The sequence below is a fragment of the Pseudomonas sp. Pseusp3 genome, assembly GCF_047304225.1.
In the GTDB taxonomy this organism is placed as follows: Bacteria; Pseudomonadota; Gammaproteobacteria; order Pseudomonadales; family Pseudomonadaceae; genus Aquipseudomonas; species Aquipseudomonas fluorescens_CD.
The window spans coordinates 15,005-36,809 of sequence record NZ_JBGLYV010000034.1; the positions used below are offsets into that span (position 1 = coordinate 15,005).

Annotated in this window: 24 protein-coding genes and 1 riboswitch; of the genes, 4 read left to right on the plus strand and 20 right to left on the minus strand. The window is 61.7% G+C overall.

What is annotated here, in order from left to right:
• Positions 1-132: 132 nt before the first annotated feature.
• Together ACCD00_RS13860 and ACCD00_RS13865 are read left to right on the plus strand one after the other, a co-directional pair.
• Positions 133-615 (plus strand): hypothetical protein, encoded by a 483-nt coding sequence (locus ACCD00_RS13860; protein WP_057715794.1) that lies wholly within the window; start codon positions 133-135, stop codon positions 613-615.
• Positions 616-761: 146 nt separating this feature from the next.
• Positions 762-2,033 carry an OmpP1/FadL family transporter gene (locus tag ACCD00_RS13865; RefSeq protein ID WP_413425287.1) on the plus strand — a complete coding sequence of 424 codons (1,272 nt, stop codon included), beginning with the start codon at positions 762-764 and terminating at the stop codon, positions 2,031-2,033.
• Between the two features lie 180 nt (positions 2,034-2,213).
• Here ACCD00_RS13865 and ACCD00_RS13870 read toward each other — a convergent pair whose 3' ends face one another.
• The 14 genes from ACCD00_RS13870 to cobO all read right to left on the minus strand — a co-directional run bounded on the left by ACCD00_RS13870 (position 2,214) and on the right by cobO (position 13,688).
• Positions 2,214-2,780 (minus strand): glutathione peroxidase, encoded by a 567-nt coding sequence (locus ACCD00_RS13870; RefSeq protein ID WP_413425289.1) that lies wholly within the window; start codon positions 2,778-2,780, stop codon positions 2,214-2,216.
• A gap of 56 nt (positions 2,781-2,836) precedes the next feature.
• Positions 2,837-2,959, minus strand: coding sequence for a hypothetical protein (locus tag ACCD00_RS13875; protein ID WP_413425291.1), 123 nt, complete (start codon positions 2,957-2,959; stop codon positions 2,837-2,839).
• Entirely contained in the window at positions 2,956-4,164 is a 1,209-nt protein-coding gene (locus ACCD00_RS13880) for an MFS transporter (protein ID WP_413425293.1), read from the minus strand. The genes ACCD00_RS13875 and ACCD00_RS13880 overlap by 4 nt, the downstream gene beginning before the upstream one ends.
• A 52-nt stretch (positions 4,165-4,216) precedes the next feature.
• Positions 4,217-4,621 carry a MarR family winged helix-turn-helix transcriptional regulator gene (locus ACCD00_RS13885; protein WP_008017903.1) on the minus strand — a complete coding sequence of 135 codons (405 nt, stop codon included), beginning with the start codon at positions 4,619-4,621 and terminating at the stop codon, positions 4,217-4,219.
• Positions 4,622-4,677: 56 nt separating this feature from the next.
• Positions 4,678-5,409 carry an adenosylcobinamide-GDP ribazoletransferase gene (locus ACCD00_RS13890; RefSeq protein ID WP_413425295.1) on the minus strand — a complete coding sequence of 244 codons (732 nt, stop codon included), beginning with the start codon at positions 5,407-5,409 and terminating at the stop codon, positions 4,678-4,680.
• Positions 5,410-5,411: 2 nt separating this feature from the next.
• The gene (gene cobC / locus ACCD00_RS13895) at positions 5,412-5,987 is read right to left on the minus strand and encodes an alpha-ribazole phosphatase family protein (RefSeq protein WP_413425297.1); all 576 of its coding nucleotides are present in this window, start codon (positions 5,985-5,987) and stop codon (positions 5,412-5,414) included.
• Positions 5,984-7,039, minus strand: a complete 1,056-nt coding sequence (cobT, locus tag ACCD00_RS13900; RefSeq protein ID WP_413425299.1) for a nicotinate-nucleotide--dimethylbenzimidazole phosphoribosyltransferase — start codon at positions 7,037-7,039, stop codon at positions 5,984-5,986. The genes cobC and cobT overlap by 4 nt, the downstream gene beginning before the upstream one ends.
• Positions 7,036-7,557 (minus strand): bifunctional adenosylcobinamide kinase/adenosylcobinamide-phosphate guanylyltransferase, encoded by a 522-nt coding sequence (gene cobU / locus ACCD00_RS13905; protein ID WP_413425301.1) that lies wholly within the window; start codon positions 7,555-7,557, stop codon positions 7,036-7,038. Before cobU ends, cobT begins: the two co-directional genes overlap by 4 nt.
• 123 nt (positions 7,558-7,680) lie before the next feature.
• Complete coding sequence (locus ACCD00_RS13910) at positions 7,681-9,132, minus strand: cobyric acid synthase (protein ID WP_413425303.1); 1,452 nt, start codon at positions 9,130-9,132, stop codon at positions 7,681-7,683.
• Positions 9,129-10,121: a threonine-phosphate decarboxylase CobD gene (gene cobD, locus ACCD00_RS13915; RefSeq protein WP_413425305.1), complete on the minus strand. Its 993-nt coding sequence runs from the start codon at positions 10,119-10,121 to the stop codon at positions 9,129-9,131. The genes ACCD00_RS13910 and cobD overlap by 4 nt, the downstream gene beginning before the upstream one ends.
• Positions 10,114-11,022, minus strand: coding sequence for an adenosylcobinamide-phosphate synthase CbiB (cbiB, locus tag ACCD00_RS13920; protein ID WP_413425307.1), 909 nt, complete (start codon positions 11,020-11,022; stop codon positions 10,114-10,116). The genes cobD and cbiB overlap by 8 nt, the downstream gene beginning before the upstream one ends.
• Positions 11,019-11,669: a 5,6-dimethylbenzimidazole synthase gene (bluB, locus tag ACCD00_RS13925; RefSeq protein ID WP_413425309.1), complete on the minus strand. Its 651-nt coding sequence runs from the start codon at positions 11,667-11,669 to the stop codon at positions 11,019-11,021. Before bluB ends, cbiB begins: the two co-directional genes overlap by 4 nt.
• Positions 11,666-13,066, minus strand: coding sequence for a cobyrinate a,c-diamide synthase (locus ACCD00_RS13930; protein ID WP_413425311.1), 1,401 nt, complete (start codon positions 13,064-13,066; stop codon positions 11,666-11,668). The genes bluB and ACCD00_RS13930 overlap by 4 nt, the downstream gene beginning before the upstream one ends.
• A gap of 10 nt (positions 13,067-13,076) precedes the next feature.
• On the minus strand, positions 13,077-13,688 hold the full coding sequence (gene cobO / locus ACCD00_RS13935) for a cob(I)yrinic acid a,c-diamide adenosyltransferase (RefSeq protein ID WP_008017892.1): 612 nt from the start codon (positions 13,686-13,688) through the stop codon (positions 13,077-13,079).
• 81 nt (positions 13,689-13,769) lie between these two features.
• Positions 13,770-14,004, minus strand: a riboswitch (cobalamin riboswitch).
• Positions 14,005-14,157: 153 nt separating this feature from the next.
• Here cobO and ACCD00_RS13940 point away from each other — a divergent pair.
• Together ACCD00_RS13940 and ACCD00_RS13945 are read left to right on the plus strand one after the other, a co-directional pair.
• Positions 14,158-14,742, plus strand: a complete 585-nt coding sequence (locus ACCD00_RS13940) for a hypothetical protein (protein ID WP_413425313.1) — start codon at positions 14,158-14,160, stop codon at positions 14,740-14,742.
• A gap of 66 nt (positions 14,743-14,808) precedes the next feature.
• Positions 14,809-16,122: a PQQ-dependent sugar dehydrogenase gene (locus ACCD00_RS13945; RefSeq protein ID WP_413425315.1), complete on the plus strand. Its 1,314-nt coding sequence runs from the start codon at positions 14,809-14,811 to the stop codon at positions 16,120-16,122.
• A gap of 105 nt (positions 16,123-16,227) precedes the next feature.
• Here the strand turns inward: ACCD00_RS13945 and ACCD00_RS13950 are convergent, their stop codons facing one another.
• The 6 genes from ACCD00_RS13950 to ACCD00_RS13975 form a co-directional block, all read right to left on the minus strand.
• Positions 16,228-16,881, minus strand: coding sequence for an O-methyltransferase (locus ACCD00_RS13950; RefSeq protein WP_413425317.1), 654 nt, complete (start codon positions 16,879-16,881; stop codon positions 16,228-16,230).
• Between the two features lie 18 nt (positions 16,882-16,899).
• Positions 16,900-17,436 (minus strand): C40 family peptidase, encoded by a 537-nt coding sequence (locus ACCD00_RS13955; protein WP_413425319.1) that lies wholly within the window; start codon positions 17,434-17,436, stop codon positions 16,900-16,902.
• A gap of 165 nt (positions 17,437-17,601) precedes the next feature.
• The gene (locus tag ACCD00_RS13960) at positions 17,602-18,234 is read right to left on the minus strand and encodes a C40 family peptidase (protein WP_413425321.1); all 633 of its coding nucleotides are present in this window, start codon (positions 18,232-18,234) and stop codon (positions 17,602-17,604) included.
• 222 nt (positions 18,235-18,456) lie between these two features.
• A complete protein-coding gene (hda, locus tag ACCD00_RS13965) occupies positions 18,457-19,161 on the minus strand; it encodes a DnaA regulatory inactivator Hda (protein WP_007898944.1) in 705 nt (234 codons plus the stop codon).
• Between the two features lie 230 nt (positions 19,162-19,391).
• Positions 19,392-20,465, minus strand: coding sequence for an AI-2E family transporter (locus ACCD00_RS13970; protein WP_413425324.1), 1,074 nt, complete (start codon positions 20,463-20,465; stop codon positions 19,392-19,394).
• Between the two features lie 36 nt (positions 20,466-20,501).
• Entirely contained in the window at positions 20,502-21,560 is a 1,059-nt protein-coding gene (locus ACCD00_RS13975) for a DUF2066 domain-containing protein (RefSeq protein ID WP_413425326.1), read from the minus strand.
• Positions 21,561-21,805: the final 245 nt, after the last annotated feature.

A 21,805-nucleotide genomic window follows, 5' to 3' on the forward strand; every position in this document is an offset into this window, starting at 1 on the left:
CCTTTACGGCGCGAATATGACACTACACTTCAACTCAAGCGGCTTGACCCGCTTGCGGCGAGCCTGAGCCGATTCACAGCTGCCAAGCCCCCCTTTCAGGTATCGCCGTCCAATTCAGGTTTCGAGGGTTTTATGGGTATCGCTGCCAGCGAACTGTGCCGCTATGTGATTCGTCCGACATTGATCTATCTCGGACAACATAGCGCTACTGCCGAATCCCTGCTGCTGGGCATTGCCGCCAGCCAGTCCGCCCTTGGTTCCGCTCTGCATGACCGCCGTGGGCACGGCCTGTACCGCATCGCCGAGCCCCGCCACCAAGCCCTTTGGGACCATTATCTGGCCCTTGATCCGGAACGTGCGAGCCTGGTCCGCGGCCTGGCCAGCCAGCATGCGTTTCTGAGTGGCCCGCACCTCGAGTTGACCGTCAACCTGCGATACGCCACAGCCATCGCCTGGCTGCTGGTGGAAGAACAGAATACCCCCCTCCCCGCCCCGGATGATTTGTTGGGTATGGCCAGAATCTGGCGCCAGACATTTCAGCCCCAGGGGCGCCTGCGTGATTTCACCTGCGCCTGGCAAACCTGTGTTTCACCCCTGAATCAGGTAGCCTGCTGACACCTCTGGATCCAAAGTTCGCGCATCACGCCGCGATTCTGGTCGGATTGTCCTACAAAACCGCTCTAAATCAAGGCATACAGCCTATGGCGCCGGGACGAAAATGTTGGTAATTTTCGCCCCGGTGATCACCAGGAGTTCTAATAATGAAAAAAGTAATGCTCAAAACCAGCATCAGTCTCGCCGTTGCCATGGCATCCGCCCAGATTTTCGCAAGTGGCTTTGCCCTCAACGAACAAAGCATCAGCGGGATGGGTACAGGTTTTGCCGGGCGATCTTCCTCTGCCGACGACGCATCCACTATTTTTGGCAACCCTGCCGGCATGTCTCGCCTCAAACGTGAACAAGTGACCGGCGGTGTTGCATTTATCGACGCGCACACCGACATCAGTGATGCCAGCTCCCGTCCAAACGGCGGCACCAACAAGGGTGACATGGTCCCCTTCATGGGCGTGCCGATGGGCTATTACGTCAAGCCAATAGATGACCAGTGGGCGTTTGGTGTGGGCGTGTACGCACCATTCGGTCTGGTAACCGATTATGAAAACGGCTTTGCCGGTCGTTACTTCGGCAGCAAGAGCGAAGTCAAGATCGTCACCCTGCAACCGACTGTCAGCTACGCCTTCAACGACAAGGTTTCCATCGGTTTTGGCCCGACCATCAACCGCATTGACGGCACCCTGGAGTCGAACCTGTCGATCACCCAGGCCGCGCCAGACGGCAAGGTCAAGATCACAGGTGACGACACCGCGCTGGGCTACAACATCGGCGTGCTGGTTCAAGCCACCGACAGCACTCGCGTCGGCATGACCTACCACTCGAAAGTGAAGTACAAGCTCGAGGGCAGCACCAAGGTCAACTACAACGTGCTGAGCCTGATCGGCCAGAACCCGAACCAGAAGTTCGACGCTTCGCTGGATGTGACCACCCCTGAATCGGTGGACCTCTCGGTCACTCACCAGCTCGACGACAAATGGACTCTGTACGCAGGCAGCACCTGGACCCGCTGGAGCCGCCTGAAGGACATCACCGTTGAAAACACGGGTGTTCCGGCTGTTCTGAACGGCCAGTTCGGCACCATCACCGAAGAACAGAACTGGCACGACACCTGGGCTCACGCCATCGGCGCGTCCTACCAGCTGAACAAGCAATGGGTACTGCGTACCGGTCTGTCTGTCGACCAGGCACCGACCAACAACGTAGACCGTTCCCCACGCATCCCGACTGGCGATCGCAAGATTTTCAGCGTGGGCGCCGGCTGGAGCCCGACCGACGACCTGACCATCGACCTGGCGTATTCGTACCTGCGCGAAGAGTCGGTCAAGGTCAACAACAGCAACAACCGTGGCCAGAGCTACAACGCCAAGTATGAAAACTACGCGAACGGTTTCGGCCTCGGTGCGACCTACCGCTTCTGATGATTCCCGGCGAGCCTGAACCGCTCGCCATCGGAATCAAAAAAGCCCCGCTCTCCTCACGGAGGCGGGGCTTTTCATTTGTAGGGGCGAGCTTGCTCGCGATGGACGCGAACGATGACGCGTGCTGACTGGATGAAGGAGGCGCCTTGAGATTTTCGCGAGCAAGCTCGCTCCTACAGGTCAGGGGGTCGCAACCCGCGGTGGCGAAGCCAGGGCTTTCTCCACCGCGGCAATGAACTCGGGATCATCCGGCTTGGTCAGGCTGGAGAAACTGGCGATCACCTTGCCTTGGCGATCCACCACATACTTGTAGAAATTCCACTTCGGCGCGCTGGTTTGACTGGCGAGGACTTTGAACAAGTGCGTCGCATCGTCGCCACGAACCTTTTGCGGTTCGGTCATGGTGAAGGTCACGCCATAGTTGACGTAGCAGACCTTGGCAGTCTCGGCGCCATCCTTCGACTCCTGCTTGAAGTCATTGGACGGAACGCCAATTACCTCAAGTCCCTGCCCCTTGAAGCGCTGGTTCAGCGCCTCAAGGCCTTTGAACTGCGGAGCAAAGCCACAGAAGCTTGCGGTATTGACCACAACCAACGGTTTACCGGCGAAGCGCTGGCACAAATCGATGGATTCCTTGGCACGCAGCTTGGGCAACGAGCCCTGCAACAGATCCGGGCAATCCGCCGCGTGAACCCACCCGGAAAAAGCGACCAGTAACGCGGGAACTGCCAGCCAGCGCATCAGCATCTCGGGACACCCTTGGGAATTCGTCTGGATTCGACGTTACTCGCCCCGCCATCGCGCTAGCAAGTCCCCATGCCCAACTGCATCAGCGCCAGCCCGCCCTGATGCCAGCCCCACCACACCACGGCGAGCAGCAACGCGCAGACGGCAAGAATCGTGATCCGTGGCCAAAGGCTGTTCATGTCGCACTCATTTGTGTTTGCAGGCGCGCCACCGGCCGTTCACGCACCGGCCAGTTCAGGGCGGCGGCCAACAGGCTCAAGAGAATCGCGACCTGCCAGATCAAGTCATAGCTGCCGGTACGGTCGTACACCACGCCACCCAACCAGCCGCCCAGGAACGAACCGAGCTGGTGAAACAGGAAAACAATCCCACCCAGCATGGACAGGTTTCGCACACCAAACAAGGTCGCCACCGTACCGTTGGTCAACGGCACCGTCGACAGCCACAGGAAGCCCATGGCCATGCCGAACAGGTAGGCCGACATGGTGGTCACCGGCGCCCACAGGAACAACGCAATCACCACTGCCCGCAGCAAGTACAAACCGGTGAGCAAACGCGGCTTGGACATCCGCCCGCCGAGCCATCCAGCGGTGTAGGTACCGAAGATGTTGAACAGGCCGATCAGCGCCAGCACCGTGGTGCCGACCGTCGCCGGGAGATGCTGATCCACCAGATAGGCCGGCAAGTGCACTCCGATGAACACCACCTGGAATCCGCACACGAAAAAGCCGAACGCCAGCAGCCAGAATCCGGAGTGAGAGCAGGCTTCGCGCAGTGCTTCGCCAAGGGTCTGTTCGTGACCCAGGACTGGCAGCGGCTTGTCCTTGAGCATGCTCACCAACGGTACGATCAGCGCCACCAGCAAGCCCAGCGCCAACAGCGCCGCGGACCAGCCAAGCCAGCCGATCAAACCGAGTGTGCCGGGCAACATCGCGAACTGGCCGAACGAACCGGCAGCACTGGCGATGCCCATGCCCATGCTGCGTTTTTCCGGCGGCACTGCGCGACCGACCACACCCAGGATCACCGAGAACGACGTACCGGACAGTCCGATGCCGATCAACAGGCCGGCGCTCAGCGACAAGGTCACCGCGGAATCGGAGAGCCCCATGCAAATCAGCCCGGCCGCGTACAGCACGCCACCGATCAGCACCACTTTCGCCGCGCCGAAGCGGTCGGCCAATGCACCGGTGAATGGCTGAGCGAGGCCCCAGATCAGGTTCTGCAAGGCGATGGCGAAGGCAAACACTTCACGGCCCCAGCCGAACTCGGCGCTCATCGGCGCCAGAAACAGCCCGAAGCCATGTCGAACCCCCAGAGACAACGCAAGGATCAGCGCACTCCCCAACAGAACCCAGCCGCAAGTACGCCACATCGATGTCATTGTTATTCTCCAATAGCGGGTATATACCCGCTTAAGATCGGAAAAACCGGCATCACGCCAGTTCGTCCAGCAGCTTCAATAAGGTTTCGCGCTTCTCGGCTCCCAGGCGATCGATCAAACGCTGCTGTGCGGCTTCCCAGGCCGGCAAGGCAGCCTTGAGACGCTCTGCCCCGGCCTCGGTCAGCAGGACGATGCGATTGCGCATGTCCTCGCCCTCGACCAGCGTCACCAGGCCGTCCCCCTCCAGCACCCGCAAATTGCGCCCCAGGGTGCTGCGATCCAGACCCATGGCCTCGGCCAGGACCGAGATGCTCGGCTGATCCAGACGCTGCAGATTGCACAGCAAAGAATACTGCGCAACGTTGATCCCGAAGCCGTCGAGAGCGCCGTCATAATGCCTGCTGACGCCACGGGCGGCGCGACGCAGGTTGATGCATAAACATTGGGAATCGAGCATGGTGCGTGTATATACCCGCGAGTCGTTTAAATCAAGTTACAGAACCGGAGTAACAGTCAGAACAGCGCCAAGCCTACCAGCACTGCAACTTCCAGCAACTCCAGCATTGCCCCTGCTGTGTCCCCCGTCGTGCCACCCAGGCGCCGCAACATCACCTGGCGCAGCCAGACAAACCCCACTACTGCCAGCACCAGCGCCAGCACACCACTGACGCCGGCGATCACCACACAGGCCAGCGCGCTGACCGCCAACACCTGCCTGCCCGCCGAACGCGGAAGATGATCGGCCAGCGCCTGACCCAGGCCACCGGCGCGCACGTACGGTGTGGTCAGGAACAGGCCGAGCAATGCGCTGCGCCCTATCAACGGCACGATGATCAAGGCGAGCGAATGCGGTTGCTCGATCAACGCCAGCAGCGCGCTGAATTTAAGCAACAACACCAGCACCAGCGTCACCACGGCGATCGGACCGCTGCGCGGGTCTTTCATGATAGTCAGCGTACGCTCACGATCGCCAAAGCCGCCGAGCCAGGCATCGGCGCTGTCCGCCAGGCCATCCAGATGCAACCCGCCACTGAGCAAGACCCAAACGCTCAGCAGCAACGCCCCATGCAACAACGTCGGCGTGCCGAGCAACAGCCAGTTCACTGCCCACAGAATCGCGCCAAAGAGCAATCCCACCAGCGGATAAAACAGCAGCGACCGCCCCAGTTCCCGAGGCTCGGGCATGCCGGGAAGGCGAATCGGCAGGCTGCCGAGAAATTGCAGGGCGATCCAGAACGGCAGCATGGTCAGAGCACTTCCTTCAACAAGCCAGCGGATTCCAGCGTCAGCGAAAACACCGCGCCATGGCCGACCTCGACGTTGAGCAGTTGTTCTCGCGGCAGCCCGCGAGCCTGTGCCAGCAACAGTCGCATCACTCCGCCGTGGCTGATCAGCAAAATGCGCTCACCGGGAAAGCTCGCATACAACCGCTCCAGCGCAGCCAGCACCCGTGCCGAAAAGTCTGCGACCGGTTCACCCTGAGGCGGTGTGAACGAATAGGGGTCGGCCCAGAACAAGCCCAGCGCCTGTGCGTCGGTTTCCATCAACGCCACCGCGCTCTGCCCTTCCCAGGCGCCGAAATGCAACTCTTGCAGGTCGTTGTCCAGTTGCACCGGCACAGCCAATTGCGCACCGAGCTCCTCGGCGAACCGCGCACAACGCTGCAACGGCGAACTGACCAGCCGATCCCATGGGCCTCGGCCGACCACGGCGGCGCGCATCTGCGCCCAGCCCGTGTCGGTCAACGCATCATCGATGCTGCCACGCAGCCCGCCGCCGAGTTCGGTTTCACCGTGGCGCAACAGATCCAGGTGCAAGGTCATGCCGGACGATCTGCCACGGCGGCCTCGGCGAAGGTCGCCATTTGCCCGTGCAGGTCGCAAGCCAGACGCAGCAGCGGCACGGCCAATGCCGCACCACTGCCTTCGCCAAGCCGCAGGCCAAGATCGAGCAACGGTTGCGCATTCAGGGTTTCCAGCACATGACGATGGCCCGGCTCGGCGCCACGATGACCGAACAACAGCCACTGACGGCATTCAGGATTCAAGCGCACCGCAACCAGAGCCGCGACACTGCAGATGAAACCGTCCACCAGCGCCGCGACACCCTCCTGGGCACAGGCGAGATAGGCACCGACCAGCGCGGCGATCTCGAAACCGCCGAGGTTGAACAGGGTTTGCAAGGCATCGTCACGCTGCACGCCATGCAATGCCAAGGCACGCTCGATCACTTGGGCCTTGTGGCTGACCCCTTCGGCGTTGAGCCCGGTACCGGGTCCGGTCAGATGGCCCACCGGGCAATCGAGCAAGGCACACGCCAGGGCGCTGGCGGCGGTGGTGTTACCGATGCCCATTTCGCCACCGATAAACAGCTGCGCACCGCTGGCCATTGCTCGCTGCACGCTGTCACGGCCGGCCTGCAAGGCGAGTTGCCCCTGCGCCCCGGTCATGGCCGCCCCCTGGACAAAGTTCGCCGTGCCCGGGCCGATGTTCAGGTGGCGTACACCCGACAGGTTCAGCGACGGCGTTATCGTGCCCAGGTCCACCACCTCAAGGGAAGCGCCCAGTTGCCGCGCCAGTACGCTGATCGCCGCACCGCCGTTGACGAAATTGTGCAGCATCTGCCCGGTGACTTCCTGGGGAAACGCCGACACGCCCTCGGCGACGACGCCATGGTCGCCGGCAAAAATCGCGATCCATACGTGCTCCAGGCTCGGCTTGACCCGCCCCTGCAAACCCGCCAGTTGCACCGCCACCGATTCCAGCTGACCGAGTGAGCCGGCCGGCTTGGTCAGCTGCTGTTGCCGCGCCAGTGCCTGTTCGACCACTTGGGTATCGACCGGCTTGCTCGGGTTCAGCCACCAGGATTGAGTCATAACGCAGTTCCTTTCAGAGTCAGGGGCAGGCCGGCGACGGTCAGGACGACACGCTGACAGCGCTCAGCCAGAGCTTGATGCAGCCAACCGGCCTCATCGACATAACGGCGAGTCAATTCGCCCAGCGGCACGACACCCATTCCGGTCTCGTTGCTGACAAAAATGATTTCACCCGGCAGCGACGCCAGGCAGTCCAGCAGGGCATCACGCTCGGCTGTCAGGCGCTCGGCATCGTCGAGCATCAGCAGGTTGGTCAGCCACAGGGTCAGGCAATCCACCAGCAGGCAACTGTCGGTACGGGCGGATTCGCGCAGCACCCGAGCCAGTTCCACGGGCTCTTCGATCAATGCCCATTCGACAGGACGACGGGCGCGGTGATGGGCCACACGCTCGCTCATTTCTCCATCCAGCGGCTGGCTGGTGGCGATGTAGGTCACGGCCAGAGCGCTGTCGGTGGCGAGTTTTTCAGCCAGGCGACTCTTGCCGGAGCGGGCGCCGCCGAGGATCAGTTGCAGCATGGTTACATCCTTTCAAATGAGCGGTGTGGCCACTTCAGTCTTCGCGAGCAAGCCCGCTCCCACATTTAGAACGCGGTCAACCGTGGGAGCGGGCTTGCTCGCGAAGAGGCCAGAGCTTCCACCTCAGATTCCACAGAGTTCCCGCAACAGCCCGGTATCCAGATGCTTCTCCACCAGATCCGCCAGCCGCTCGATATCGCGCTCGCGCAAGGCGTGGTAATCCACGGCCTGCACATCCTGCAACCCGGCCCAGCGCAACAGCGCACTGCACGCCGCCGGCGATTCGAACAACCCGTGCAGGTAGGTGCCAAAAATCTGCCCGTCCAAACTTTGCGCACCGTCACAGCGACCGTCATCCAGTTGCACGGCGGCATTTTCCAGCGCCGGCCCGGTGGTCACGCCGGCATGAATTTCATAACCCGCAACCGGCGCATCTTCCAGCGCCAGACGCCCACGCACATTGCGCAACTGCTTCTCTTGTTCGAGCAGAGTCTGGAACGCCAGCAGCCCCAAACCGACACTGGAACCCGGCGCACCTTCGAGACCCAGCGGGTCATGCACTTGCTCGCCGAGCATCTGCAGGCCGCCACAAATCCCCAGCAGTTTTCCGCCGTAACGCAGGTGCCGGGCGATTGCGGTTTCCCAGCCATTGGCCCGCAGGTACGCGAGGTCGCTGCGCACGCTTTTCGAGCCAGGAAGAATGATCAGGTCGGCGGGTGGAATCGCCTGGCCGGGGCCGATGAATTGCAGGTCCACTTGCGGATGCAGGCGCAGCGGATCGAAATCGGTGTGATTGCTGATGCGCGGCAGCACCGGTACTACCACTTTCAGTACCTGGTCGGCTTTATCGGTCTGGCGTTGATCGATGCCGTCCTCGGCCTCCAGGTGCAGGTCCATCACGTACGGCAACACGCCGATTACCGGTTTGCCGGTGCGTTCTTCGAGCCAGTCGAGACCGGGTTGCAGCAACGCGATATCACCACGGAAACGATTGATGACGAATCCTTTGACCCGCGCCTGTTCGCTCGGCGACAGCAGTTCAAGGGTGCCCACCAGATGGGCGAAAACCCCGCCGCGATTGATATCGGCGATCAGCACGACCGGGCAATCCACCGCTTCGGCAAAGCCCATGTTGGCGATGTCGCCAGCCCGCAGATTGATTTCCGCCGGCGAGCCCGCGCCCTCGACCATCACCAGCGGATACTCCGCGCTCAAGCGCTGGTGGGAGGCCAGTACCGCTTGCATCGCGATGGCTTTGTAGTCGTGATAGGCAACGGCGTTCATGGTCGTGACGGCGCGACCATGGATGATCACCTGGGCACCGGTGTCACTGTTGGGCTTGAGCAGCACCGGGTTCATGTCGGTGTGCGGTTCAAGGTGCGCGGCCTGGGCCTGTACCGCCTGGGCGCGACCGATCTCGCCACCGTCGGCGGTCACCGCGCTGTTGAGTGCCATGTTCTGCGGCTTGAACGGCACCACCCTGGTGCCCTGGCGCGTGGCCCAACGGCACAGCGCGGTCACCAGTGTGCTTTTACCGGCATCCGACGTGGTGCCCTGCACCATCAGCGTGGTCATTGGTTTTCCTTGGCGAAATCTTCGAACGCCTGCGCCAGTCGCACCCAGGCGGCTTCGTCACCGGGCAAGCCGAATCGCAGGCTGCTGTTGTGCGCGAACAACCGCAGGAGAATGCCGCGCCGAGCCATGAACTCATGCAGCTCTTCGGCGCGTTCGGTGACCAGCCACTGGAATAGCGCGCAACCGCCCTGCGGCTGGAACCCATGTTGCTCCAGCAACGACGCAAGGCGCTCGCTGGCGTCATCCGCGCGTATCCGTTGCCGGGTCTGCTCTTCGGTATTGCGCAGGCAGGCGTGGCCCACCACCCGGGTCGGCCCGCTCACGGCCCACGGCCCCACTTGTTCAGCCAGCAACTTGAGCAACTTGCGCTCCGCCAGCACAAAGCCCAGGCGCACGCCGGCCAGGCCGAAAAACTTGCCGAAGGAGCGCAACACGATCAACCCGACTTGATGGGCAAACGGCGCCAGGCTCAGTCGCGGCGTGTTATCCATGAACGCTTCGTCCACGACCAGCCAGCCACCGCGTTGGGCCAGTCGCGTGTGCCAGTCGAGCAAGCGACTGGGCGTAAGGCTCAGGCCTGTGGGGTTATTCGGATTGACCACTACCAGCACGTCGAAACTGTCGATAAAGAAGTCGACTTCCTGCTCCAGCACTTCCCGCACGATGTAGCCGTTGCGACGCCACGCTTCGGCATGCTCGGCATAACACGGCGACAACACGCCGACCTTGCCCGCCCGACGCAATCGCGGCAGCAGTTGGATCGCCATCTGCGAGCCGGCCACCGGCAGCGCCTGCAAGGTACCGTAGTAATCACAGGCGGCTTGCTCCAGGCCATCGTCCGTCTCCGGCAGACGGGCCCAGGCCCGCAGCGGAATATCCGGCACCGGGAACGGCCAGGGTGCCAGCCCCGTGGACAGGTCCAGCCAGTCAGCTTCATCGATGCCGTACTCGAGCGCTGCCTTGCGCAGCCGCCCACCGTGCTCAAGCATAAAACTCAGCCCCCATGCAGAGAATCAGCAGCCATAACCATACCCCGCGCTGGACCAATTGCCAGCCCCGGTCAATGGAGTCGGCATCCGCCGGCACGCCTTCGCCCAACTGCGGACGCTGATGCAGTTCGCCGTGATAAATCGCCGCCCCGCCCAGTTCGACACCCAGCGCACCCGCACCCGCCGCCATCACCGGGCCGGCGTTCGGGCTGTCCCAGGTCGGGCCCTGGGTGCGCCAGCATTTCAACGCCAGCCGGGTTTTGCCCAGCAGCGCGTAAGTCAGTGCCACCAGACGCGCAGGAATGTAATTGAGCACGTCGTCGATCTTCGCCGCCGCCCAGCCGAACCGCTCGAAGCGCTCATTGCGATAGCCCCACATCGCATCCAGCGTATTGCTCAGGCGGTAGAGCACCACGCCCGGCACACCCGCCACGGCAAACCAGAACAACGCCGCGAACACCGCATCGCTACCGTTTTCCAATACTGACTCGGTAGCGGCACGGGCAACTTCAGTTTCATCCAGTTCGCTGGTTTTACGGCTGACCAGATAGCTCACACGTTTGCGTGCTTCATCAAGATCACCACCGCGCAGGGCCTTGGCCACAGGCTCGACGTGCTCGCCGAGGCTGCGCATGCCGAGAGCGCAATAGAGCGCGAGTATCTCGACGATCCAGCCGACATAAGGCGCCCAGGAGAATGCCGTGGCCAGCAGCGTCAGCGGCAACACGGCGATCACCCACGCAGTGACGCCATGGCTGCGCCAACCGCGACCACCACCGTTGAAACGTTGCTCGATGCGCTCGGCAAAACGGCCGAACGCCACCAGCGGATGCCAGCGTTTGGGCTCACCCAGCAGCGCATCCAGCGCAACCGCGGCGACACTCAACAACGCCACACTCATTGACTCACTCCCCAGAAATTTTCGTACAGCAATTCATGTAGCGGACGCGCCTGCGCCCAGCCTTCAAGCACCAGCATCGGCGCCGGGTAGAACTCTTTGACCGGTCCCAGACACAGCACCGCCAGCGGTTTGGCGCCCGGCGGCAGCCGCAACAGGTCCGCCAGTGCCCGGGGTTCGAACAGCGACACCCAGCCCATGCCCAGCCCTTCCGCGCGGGACGCCAGCCACAGGTTCTGGATGGCACAGGACAGTGAGGCCATGTCCATTTCCGGCAAGGTGCGGCGGCCGAAGATATGCTGCTCGCGCTCGTCCATCAGTGCGGCGATCAGTACCTCGGCGCAATCGTTGATGCCTTCCACCTTGAGCTTCATGAACTCATCGCTGCGCTCGCCGAGGGCTTCGGCGGTGCGGATGCGTTCTTCTTCCACCAGGGCCTGGATTTGCCCGCGCAAGGTGCGATCACTGATGCGGATGAAGCGCCAAGGCTGCATGAGACCGACACTGGGTGCCTGGTGTGCAGCCTCGAGCAGGCGCCGGAGCAATTCAGGCTCGACGGTGCCGCCGCTGAAGTGGCGCATGTCGCGGCGTTCGGCGATGGCGCGATAGACCGCTGCGCGTTCGGCCTCGGAAAATCCGTTATCCGTCATGGCCTCTTCGCGGGCAAGCCCGCTCCCACATTTGAAAGTGAGTGGCCTGATGAAACTCGATCCCCTGTGGGAGCGGGCTTGCTCGCGAAGGCGCCCTTTCGGTCAGGCGCAAACAGCGCGGCAATCGCCGACGGATTGGACGGAAAATAGAAATGCACATAGGAGGCAGTCATCCGCCCCTCACGATAAACCGCTTCCGCCCCTCGCCCACCGTTAGGACTCAAGCCACGGGCAATCGGTGTCAATTCAGTAGTCGTCAGCGAATGGTGGTAGGTGTGCCCGCGCAGCGAACCTTCCGGCAGTTCCACCGCTTGCAACGCCAGCGCCGCCAGACGCTTTTGCATGACCGCATCACCGGCCAGCAAGCCCACCAGTTCGGCGCGAGTGCCCTCGACATCGGTCAGCGAATCGAGCAGATACAGCATGCCGCCACACTCGGCGAGCAGTGGTTTGCCTGCCTGGTGGTGGGCGCGGATCGCATCGAGCATCGTGGTGTTCTGCGCCAGCGCAACATGGTGCAGCTCCGGGTAACCACCCGGCAGGTACAGGCTGTCGGCCTCTGGTAACGCACGGTCGCGGATCGGCGAGAAGAATGACAACTCGGCGCCCATCGCCCGCAGCAAGTCCAGGCTCGCACCGTAGGTGAATGCAAAGGCTTCATCCCGGGCAACGGCAATGCGCACACCGGCCAGCAACGGTTCGGCGGCGATGGCATCCGGTGCGGCGAACTCGACTGCCGGTGGCAGCGCGACCTCGCAGCTGCTGGCCAGGGCATCGGCGGCCGCATCGAGGCGCAGGTCGAGATCGTTCAGCTCACTGGCCTGAACCAGCCCCAGGTGCCGGCTCGGCAGTTCGATCCCGGTTTCCCGGGACAGCGCGCCGTACCAGCGCAAACCTTCAGTCAGGCTGCCTTCGAGCAGTTGCGCATGGCGCAGTGTGCCGACGCGGTTGGCCAGCACGCCGGCGAACGGCAAGTCCGGCTGATAACGCGCCAGCCCCAGGGCCAATGCGCCGAAGGTCTGGGCCATGGCGGTGCCATCGATCACACCCAGCACCGGCACACCAAAATGCCGCGCCAGATCGGCGCTCGACGGCGTACCGTCGAACAGCCCCATGACGCCTTCGATCAGAATCAGGTCGGCTTCGGCCGCGGCTTCCCACAGTAACCGGCGACTCTCCTGCTCGCCGACCATCCACATGTCCAGCTGATACACCGGCGCACCGCTGGCGCGCTCGAGAATCATCGGATCGAGAAAGTCCGGGCCGCACTTGAACACGCGGACCTTGCGCCCCTGATTGCGATGCAATCGGGCCAGCGCCGCGGTGACGGTGGTCTTGCCCTGGCCGGAAGCCGGCGCGGCAATCAGTACCGCCGGGCATTGACGAGGGCTATTCATAAAGTGCGACTCACAGCTCGACGCCTTTCTGCGCTTTGATCCCGGCCTGGAAGGCATGTTTGATCACGCCCATTTCGGTGACGGTGTCAGCCATCTCGATCATTTCCGGCTTGGCGGCACGACCGGTGACCACCACGTGCTGCATCGGTGGCCGGGACTGCAAGTCGCTGAGCACCTGATCGAGGTCGAGGTAGCCATGCTTGAGGGCGATGTTCAATTCGTCCAGCACCACCAGACCAATAGACGGATCGCGCAGCAGTTGCTGCGACACCGCCCAGGCGGCTTCGGCGGCAGCGATGTCGCGCTGACGGTCCTGGGTTTCCCAGGTAAAACCTTCACCCATCACATGAAAACGCACCTGCTCGGGAAAGCGCCGGAAAAACAGCTCTTCGCCCGTGCTGTTGCGGCCCTTGATGAACTGCACCACGCCGCATTGCATGCCATGCCCCATGGCGCGGGCGAGCATGCCAAAGGCCGAACTGCTCTTGCCTTTGCCGTTACCGGTCAGCACCAGCAACAGGCCGCATTCGTTCGGGGAATTGGCGATGCGTTCGTCGATCACGGCTTTTTTGCGCTGCATGCGCGCCAGGTGGCGTTCGTCACGATCGGGGGTATCAGTCATGGGGGAGCTCTCCGTTGAGGCAGGAATAACGGCGGGCAGGCACAGCAAAAGAAGGCAACAAGCCTGGCATCGCCCACCGTGATGCCGCTGGATGAATCAGGCCGGTCTCCGGGCTCATGAGTGGCCGCGGGGCCGGACTGTGCGCCTTCCCGCATCGAATCGACACAGTGGCATAAGACACAGTTTTCACTCATTTACCGTTGCGGGGGCAGCGCCGGAATTGCAGGCCTTCGACAAACAGAAGGACTCACTCACCGGCTTCCCTGTTTCACTCTGTCGACCCAAGTCACAGAGCACCTGAAACAAGCCGCGAAGGTTAGAGGGTTGGGGGTGGAGCGTCAATTAAAGCCGGGCGGCCACCTGCCGAATAACTGTCGTCAATCAATAATCTGACGTCAATCTTGTGCCACGCTCGCAGCAGTGATATCAAAGAGCCACAACCCCACAACACAATAACAAGGGTGAGCCCATGCAAGGCATGATCATCAGCAATCCAAAGCTGGAATTCCTGCGTCCGGTGCTCGAGCGCTGGTTCGAATGCATCGACCGCTATAACGCCGTCCGTGGTGATGGCGACACACCGTACTGGCATGACGAAAAAGCCAATCTCGGACTGCTCTCTGCCGCGGCCTGGATGGCCGAGATGGTCACGCTGCAACAGACCCCCACCCGCAAACAGACCGAAGAAGGCGACCGCAACGGCCGTGCCGACCTGTTCCTCGCCTCGCCCGAAACCCGCGCCTACATCCAGGTCAGCCAGCGCTGGCCACGGGTCAACAGCCTCAACCTGACCCAGGCCTTGGTCGACATCGCCAGCGATGCGAAGCGAGTGAGCCATGCCAGCGACCTGAAACTCGGCTGCCTGTTCGTCGCCCCGCAAAAAGCCCAGCAAGGCGCAACGCCGGAAGAACTCCAGGACATGGTCGACGACCTGCAAAAGGAACACACCTGCGCCGTCGCCTGGTATTTCCCTTATGCCTACCGCAAATTGCGCAACGAAGCTGGCAACTATCACCCCGGCATTGCGGTGCTGTTCAAGGAAACACGCGGCTAAGGGTTGAACCATCGGTCGATAACGCTTCTCTATGATTAGAACAAGGCATTCATAGGGAAGACCAGCATGCGCACGCCCTCGCTCGTTCTCGTTATCGCGCTCTCAGGAGGGCTCGCCGCTTGCAGCGAGACCTCCCGCCTGCAAGTCTCCGATGGCACCGGCCCTTCGCCCCGACTGCCGGAACCGAACAAAACCCTGATCCCGACCGTGAACATCGCACCGGCCATCGGCTGGCCACAGGGTGCGAAACCCGTCGCAGCAACGGGCACTCAAGTGGCCGCTTTTGCCGAAGACCTGGATCACCCGCGCTGGCTTTATGTGCTGCCCAATGGCGATGTGCTCGTGGCGGAAACCAGCGCACCAGCGAAACCCGAAGACGGCAAAGGCGTTCGCGGCTGGGTGATGAAGAAAGTCATGGGGCGTGCCGGGGCTCGCGTGCCCAGCGCGAACCGCATCACTTTGCTGCGCGACAAGGATCACGATGGCGTTGCAGAAACCCGCACGGTGTTTGTGCAAAACCTCAATTCGCCCTTCGGCATGACGCTGGTCGGCAATGACCTGTACGTGGCCGATACCGATCGCCTTCTGCGCTTTCACTATGAAAGTGGCGATACGCAGATCCAGTCACCACCGATCAAGGTAATTGACCTGCCAGGCGGCCCGCTTAACCACCACTGGACCAAAAACGTCATCGCCAGCAAGGACGGCAGCAAGCTCTACGTCACTGTGGGCTCCAACAGCAACGTTGCGGAAAACGGCATGGACAAGGAAGAAGGTCGTGCAGCGATCTGGGAAGTGGATCGCGCCACCGGCCAGCACCGGATCTTTGCCTCAGGTCTGCGCAACCCCAACGGCATGGCCTGGGAACCGCGCAGTGGTGCGTTGTGGACAGCGGTCAACGAACGGGATGAAATCGGCAGTGATCTGGTACCGGACTACATCACCTCGGTTAAAGACGGTGCGTTCTATGGCTGGCCGTTCAGTTACTACGGCCAGCATGTCGATATTCGCGTCGAGCCGCAAAACCCGGACCTGGTGGCCAAGGCTATCGCCCCGGACTATGCCGTCGGCCCGCACACGGCGTCACTGGGCCTGACGTTTGCCGAAGGCAACAAGTTGCCGGCGCAATTCAGGGAAGGCGCCTTCATCGGCCAGCACGGCTCCTGGAACCGCAAGCCCCACAGTGGCTACAAAGTGATTTTCGTGCCCTTCCGCGCTGGCAAGCCAGTCGGAAACCCGGTTGAAGTGCTCAGCGGGTTTCTCAACGACAAGGAAGAAGCCATGGGCCGGCCGGTGGGAGTGGTGATCGACCGGCAGGGTGACCTGTTGGTGGCCGATGATGTGGGGAACAAGGTATGGCGAGTGTCGGCAGCAAAGTAAGTCACTGAACCTGTGGGAGCGGGCTTGCTCGCGAATGCGGTGTATCAGCCAACACATCAGTCGACTGACAGCCTGTATTCGCGAGCAAGCCCGTTCCCACGGGGTTCAGCGTTTGCGGCAAAGGGTCAAACCATCCCCCAACGGCAACAACGACAGATCCACCCGCGCATCATCCTTCAACGCCCGGTTCAGCGCCTGGATCGCCCGGGTGTCCGCGCTCTCTGGATTGGTCTCAAGCACGCGCCCGCTCCACAGGGTGTTATCGAACACCGCCAGCCCGCCAACCCGCAGCAATCGCAGGGCGTGTTCCAGATAACCCGGATAGTTGGCCTTGTCGGCATCGATGAAAATCAGATCGAACTGGCCTGGCTGGTCCAGCTTGCCGAGGGTTTCCAGGGCAGGCGCCAGACGCAGATCGATGCGTCCGGCCAGCCCGGCTTCCTGCCAATAGCGCAGGGCCGTGGCGTTGTAGTCGCCGGGGATATCACAGCAAATCAGCGAACCGTCAGCGGGCAATGCCGCCGCCATGCACAGCGCGCTGTAACCGGTAAAGGTGCCGACTTCGAGCAAGCGCCTGGCCCCCGTCAGTTTCACCAGCAAAGCGAGAAACTGCCCTTGCTCCGGCGCCACCTGCCAGCGAGCCATGGGCAGCGCCTGGGTTTCATCGCGCAGGCGCTTGAGCAGCGGGGTTTCCCGCAGCGAGACGTCGAGCAGGTACTGATACAGCGAATCGTCGAGATTGAGGGTGCGAGCAGTCATGACAACCAGCTCCGGAAGTTACGGGTTGCGCGCCAGATGTTCAGGCTGCAGAACACGCTTGGCGCTCAGATAAGCCTTTTGCCAATACGTCTTGGACAGGCTGTCGAGCTTCACGGTGCCACCGGTGGCCGGCGCGTGGACAAAGCGCCCTTCCCCCACGTAGATGCCGGCATGACTGACCTGGGAACCGCCATTGGTGGCGAAGAAAATCAGGTCACCGGTTTGCAGGCCTTCCTTGCCCACACTCGCCGCTTGCATGGCGATCATCTCGCGAGTGGTGCGCGGCAAGGAAATGCCGGCGACATCGCGGTAAACGTAAGCGATCAGGCCGCTGCAATCAAATCCGGAATCCGGCGTATTGCCACCCCAGCGATAAGGCGTGCCCACCAGACCGAGCGCGCGAAACAGCACGTCTTCCGCCTCGGGCGAAAACGCTTGTGAAGAGCCAAATACGATGGGGGCACGAACCACCGGCGCTGGTGGCGGTGTACGGCTGGCACAAGCGCTGAGCAGCGCTGCGAAGAACATGATTGCGAGGCGGGCCGACGTCGTCATAAGCAGAGCATCCTGATCTGGCTGCGGCTTTTTCTGCCGGGAGTGCAGAAAAGAAAACCGCCTGCGCGGGACGCAGGCGGTTTGCCATCATTCATACATCAGGATTCTAGCGGTTATATGGCAAACTTCAAGTAAGACTTTAAGTTTGCCTTACAAACTGTGCGCTTATTTGCGGGCAGTGACGATTGGCGACGCATTAGGCGCCATTGCCAGGGCGCGCTTGGCTTCGATGAAGGTCTTGCTCCAGTAGCTGTCACCCAGGCTATCGATCCGCACGCCACCGCTGCGGCGGCTGCTGGAATGGATGAACTGGTTGTCACCCAGGTAGATCCCGGCGTGACTGACGCGACCGCGACGGCCGTTGGTTGCGAAGAACAACAGGTCGCCCGGCTCAAGCTTGCTGCGCGAGACCAGTGGAGCGTCCACGTTGATCATTTCGCGGGTGGAGCGCGGCAGGTTCATGCCCGCTTCTTCGCGGAACAGGTAACCGATGAAACCACTGCAATCGAAGCCGGCTTCAGAGGTACCGCCGAAACGGTAACGGGTACCGATCAGGGACATGCCACGTTCGAGGATGCTGTCGGCCAGTACCGGAAGCTGGTAGGACTTGCCACCGGCGAAGTCTGCGAGCTCTTTTTCGGTAGCCAGCTCTTCCTGGAAAAGAGAGGAGGACTGGGCAGTAACGGAGTTTTGAACCTGTTGTTGCGGCACTTGCTGGGACACCGGAGTGTGGGCAGCGCAACCGAACAGCAGGGTAACGAGTGCGAGAGGCACGAGGGGTGCGAAGCGATTGAGCATGGGCACGACCGTGGCTGAAAGTTGTAAAGAAGCCGAGACTATGCCCGCTATCAACCTCATTTGCAAATTCAATCGATCTTTTTGTGACTTATCCGTTTCTCGTTTACATCTAAGCGCTTAAGCCCATTTAAAACTCACACGCAGCCTGCCACCGTGCAGGAAAGCGGGTTTTCTGACGCCTGAAATATGCCAAAACCCGCCAAAGCCCCGGTTTCAGCGGGTTTACCAGCCGAGGGTTTCTTTCAAAAACGGGATGGTCAGCTTGCGCTGAGCCTGGAGGGAGGCCTGATCGAGACGCTCCAGCAGCTCGAAAAGCGCACTCATGCTGCGGGTACCGCGAGTCAGGATGAAATGCCCGACTTCATCGGTCAGATGCAGCCCGCGACGGGATGCGCGCAATTGCAAGGCACGCAATTTGTCCTCATCGGACAGCGGGCGCATCTGGAAGATCAAGGCCAGGGTCAGGCGGGATTTGAGATCTGCCAGCTTCACCGGCAACTCGCGCGGGGAGGTCGACGCGGCAATCAGCAAGCGTCGGCCGCTGTCGCGCAAGCGATTGAACAGATGGAACAGCGCCTCTTCCCAGTCCGCCTTGCCGGCAACCGCCTGCAGGTCATCGAGACAGACCAGTTCGTACTGTTCAAGGTTGTCGAGAATTTCAATGCCGCGATCGAGCAGTTCGGCCAGCGGCAGATACACCGCGGGTTCCCCCAATTGCTCGAAGCGCAGGCAGGCGGCCTGCAACAGGTGCGTACGCCCTACCCCATCCTTGCCCCAAAGGTAGATCAGGCTTTCGGTCCAGCCGGCGTCGGCTTCGCATAGCCGCTCGACATAGCCGAGTGCAGCGGCATTGGCGCCTGGGTAGTAATTGATAAAGGTGGCGTCGTCACGCAGACGCACACCTAGGGGCAGCTGAATCGGTTTCATGCTGACTGAACAGTTCCAAAGGAACCGTTAGTGGCCTCTGTGTAAAGTTTGCGAAGTTTATACCCGTGAAGCGGACCGCACAATGCGACAGACCACAAGCAAAATCAAAGGTTTGCGTTAACGCCCCGGTTTGGTGACAGATTCTTTGGCGGTGCATGTGACAGTCGCACGATGCAAGCAGGCCGACCCGGCACCAACCCGGGCAGCCCGCCATCGCCCGTCGACAACCCTTACAGCTCCGGTTCGTCGACGCCCGAGTAGATCTCAGAATCCTTATACAAATCATGCACATGACGCACCAGCACCATGATCACTGCGGCGACCGGCAATGCCAGCAGCACACCGGTAAAGCCAAACAGCTCGCCACCGGCCAGGATCGAGAAAATCACCGCCACCGGGTGCAGACCGATCCGGTCACCGACCAGCAACGGCGTCAGCACCATACCCTCCAGTGCCTGGCCGACCATGAACACCGCGACGATGCCAAGCATCGGGTATAGATCACCACCGAACTGGAACAACCCCGCAATCAGCGCCGCGCCAATGCCAATGATAAACCCCATGTACGGCACGATCGCCGCCAGACCGGCAATCAGGCCAATCAACAAACCCAGTTCCAGCCCGACCAGCATCAGGCCTGCTGCGTAGATCACCCCCAAGGCCACCATCACCAGCAACTGTCCGCGAACGAACGCTCCGAGCACTTCATGGCATTCACCCGCCAGCGACACCGCGCGCTCTTCACGCTCACGGGGCAGCAGGCTGCGGATCTTGGCCATCATCAGGTCCCAATCGCGCAACAAGTAGAAGCTCACCACCGGAATCAGCACCAGATTCGCCAGCCAGCCAATCAACGCCAGCCCCGAGGCAGTGGCATGACTCAGCACCACGCCGACAACATCGGTGGTCTGGCTCATATGCTCGCTGATGGCTGCCTTCAGCTTGTCGAACTTCCAGAAACCGTCCGACAGGCCGAACTTCGATTGCGCCCAAGGCAACGCAGTGTGCTGTATCCAGTCGAGCATCTGCGGGGCCAGTTCATACAAACGAAACAACTGCCTGGCGAGCAGCGGTACCAATACCAACAGCAACGCGGTGAAGATCAATGTAAACAGGGTAAACACCGCCACTACACCCCAGGTTCGGGACAGGCCCGCCCTCTCCAGTCGATCCACCAGCGGATCGAACAGGTAGGCCAACAGCAGCGCCACCAGGAACGGCGTCAGGATCGGGTGCAACAACCAGACAAACGCGCAAAGCAGGACCACCCCACCGAGCCAGAACCAACGCCGCGTATCGGCCATGAACCACTCCATTGCTTCTATATAAAGAAAGAAAAACTACCAGCGGAAACGCAGTTGCGGTGTCGGGGCCGGCGCCGGGGCAGGGGCAGGCACTGCACCACTGGCGGCAGGCTGAACCGGCACTGCCGGAGTCGGGGCCTGCCCCGCCGGCGCCTCTTGCAGCCTCGCCAGCGACAGCTGTGCACGCAGTTGATCGGCGCTGCCATTGACCAGGTACACGATCCGGTCGCCCTCGACGCTTTGAACGCGCCCGCCAAATGGCTCCAGCAAGCGCCCAAGGGATGCGTAGTGCTCGAGATTCATGCCTTGCACTTCCAGCAATTGCGTGCTCGAAGCACCAGGTCTGGCGACAAACCGCGGCGCCAGGCGCTCGTTGACCGCCAGCATCACCGCATCGGCCACCGCGGCCTGATCGGCACCCTGCACGGTGCCGGCCTCCTTCTGATCGCCCAGCCACAGACGCCACTTGGCTTGCCACTGCCCACCCTCTTCCTGGGCGTGTACCGCGAGCAAGGCATCGGCGCTGTAGCGTTCCGAGGCCGCATGCAAAGGCGCGGGATCCGCACCTTCCAGATTCGGCGCGGTCGCGACGATCTGCTCATTCAAATCCGCCAATGGCAGGCGCAGCGGCAAGCCTCGGTGCTGTGCAGCCCGACGCAGCGGTGCCGCGCTGGCCTGACCGTCGCCGACCAGACTTGAGCCCTCGGCGGAATCATTCAACCACCAGCCAAGGATCGACGGCCGACTGGCCCCCCACACGCCCAGTCCGGCGCGGCGCAGGGCCTGCTCGGTGGTGCCCGGGTCGAAATCGACTTTCAGGACTTCCGGCGGCCCGGCATCAAAGCCGTATTGGCTGATGATCTGTTGCGGGTCCTTGCGAATCGCTGCCAGCCCCGGACTCTGGGCGGCCTTGGGGTCGCCGGTCAGGCGCAACACCAAGGTGTCCAACGCTCGTTGAGTGGCCTGGTCGCGCTCCTCGGGCGACTGGCCATTCACCGGCTCGCGTACCTGGTAAAGGCCTTTGACGGTTTCGGCATGACCGACCAGGCTGACCAATGACAAACAACCTGCAAACAAGAAATTACAAAAACGCATGGGAGATTCCTGACGACAAGAGCGGCTGGAACAGACCGCATGAAGACGATCGAGCAAGGCTGTGACCATCGCCCGATACAAAACATTCACACGTCCGGGGTATGTTTTCGCACTGTCATAACGATAGACGGTTAATCTCGATACCTTATACAGCCATGCAGGATGCCATCGACAGCGCGCATCAACGGTTTTTTTTGAACGGATATGGCCCTGCTGTCGGCCTGAGGATGGCCGCTGCGGCTCAA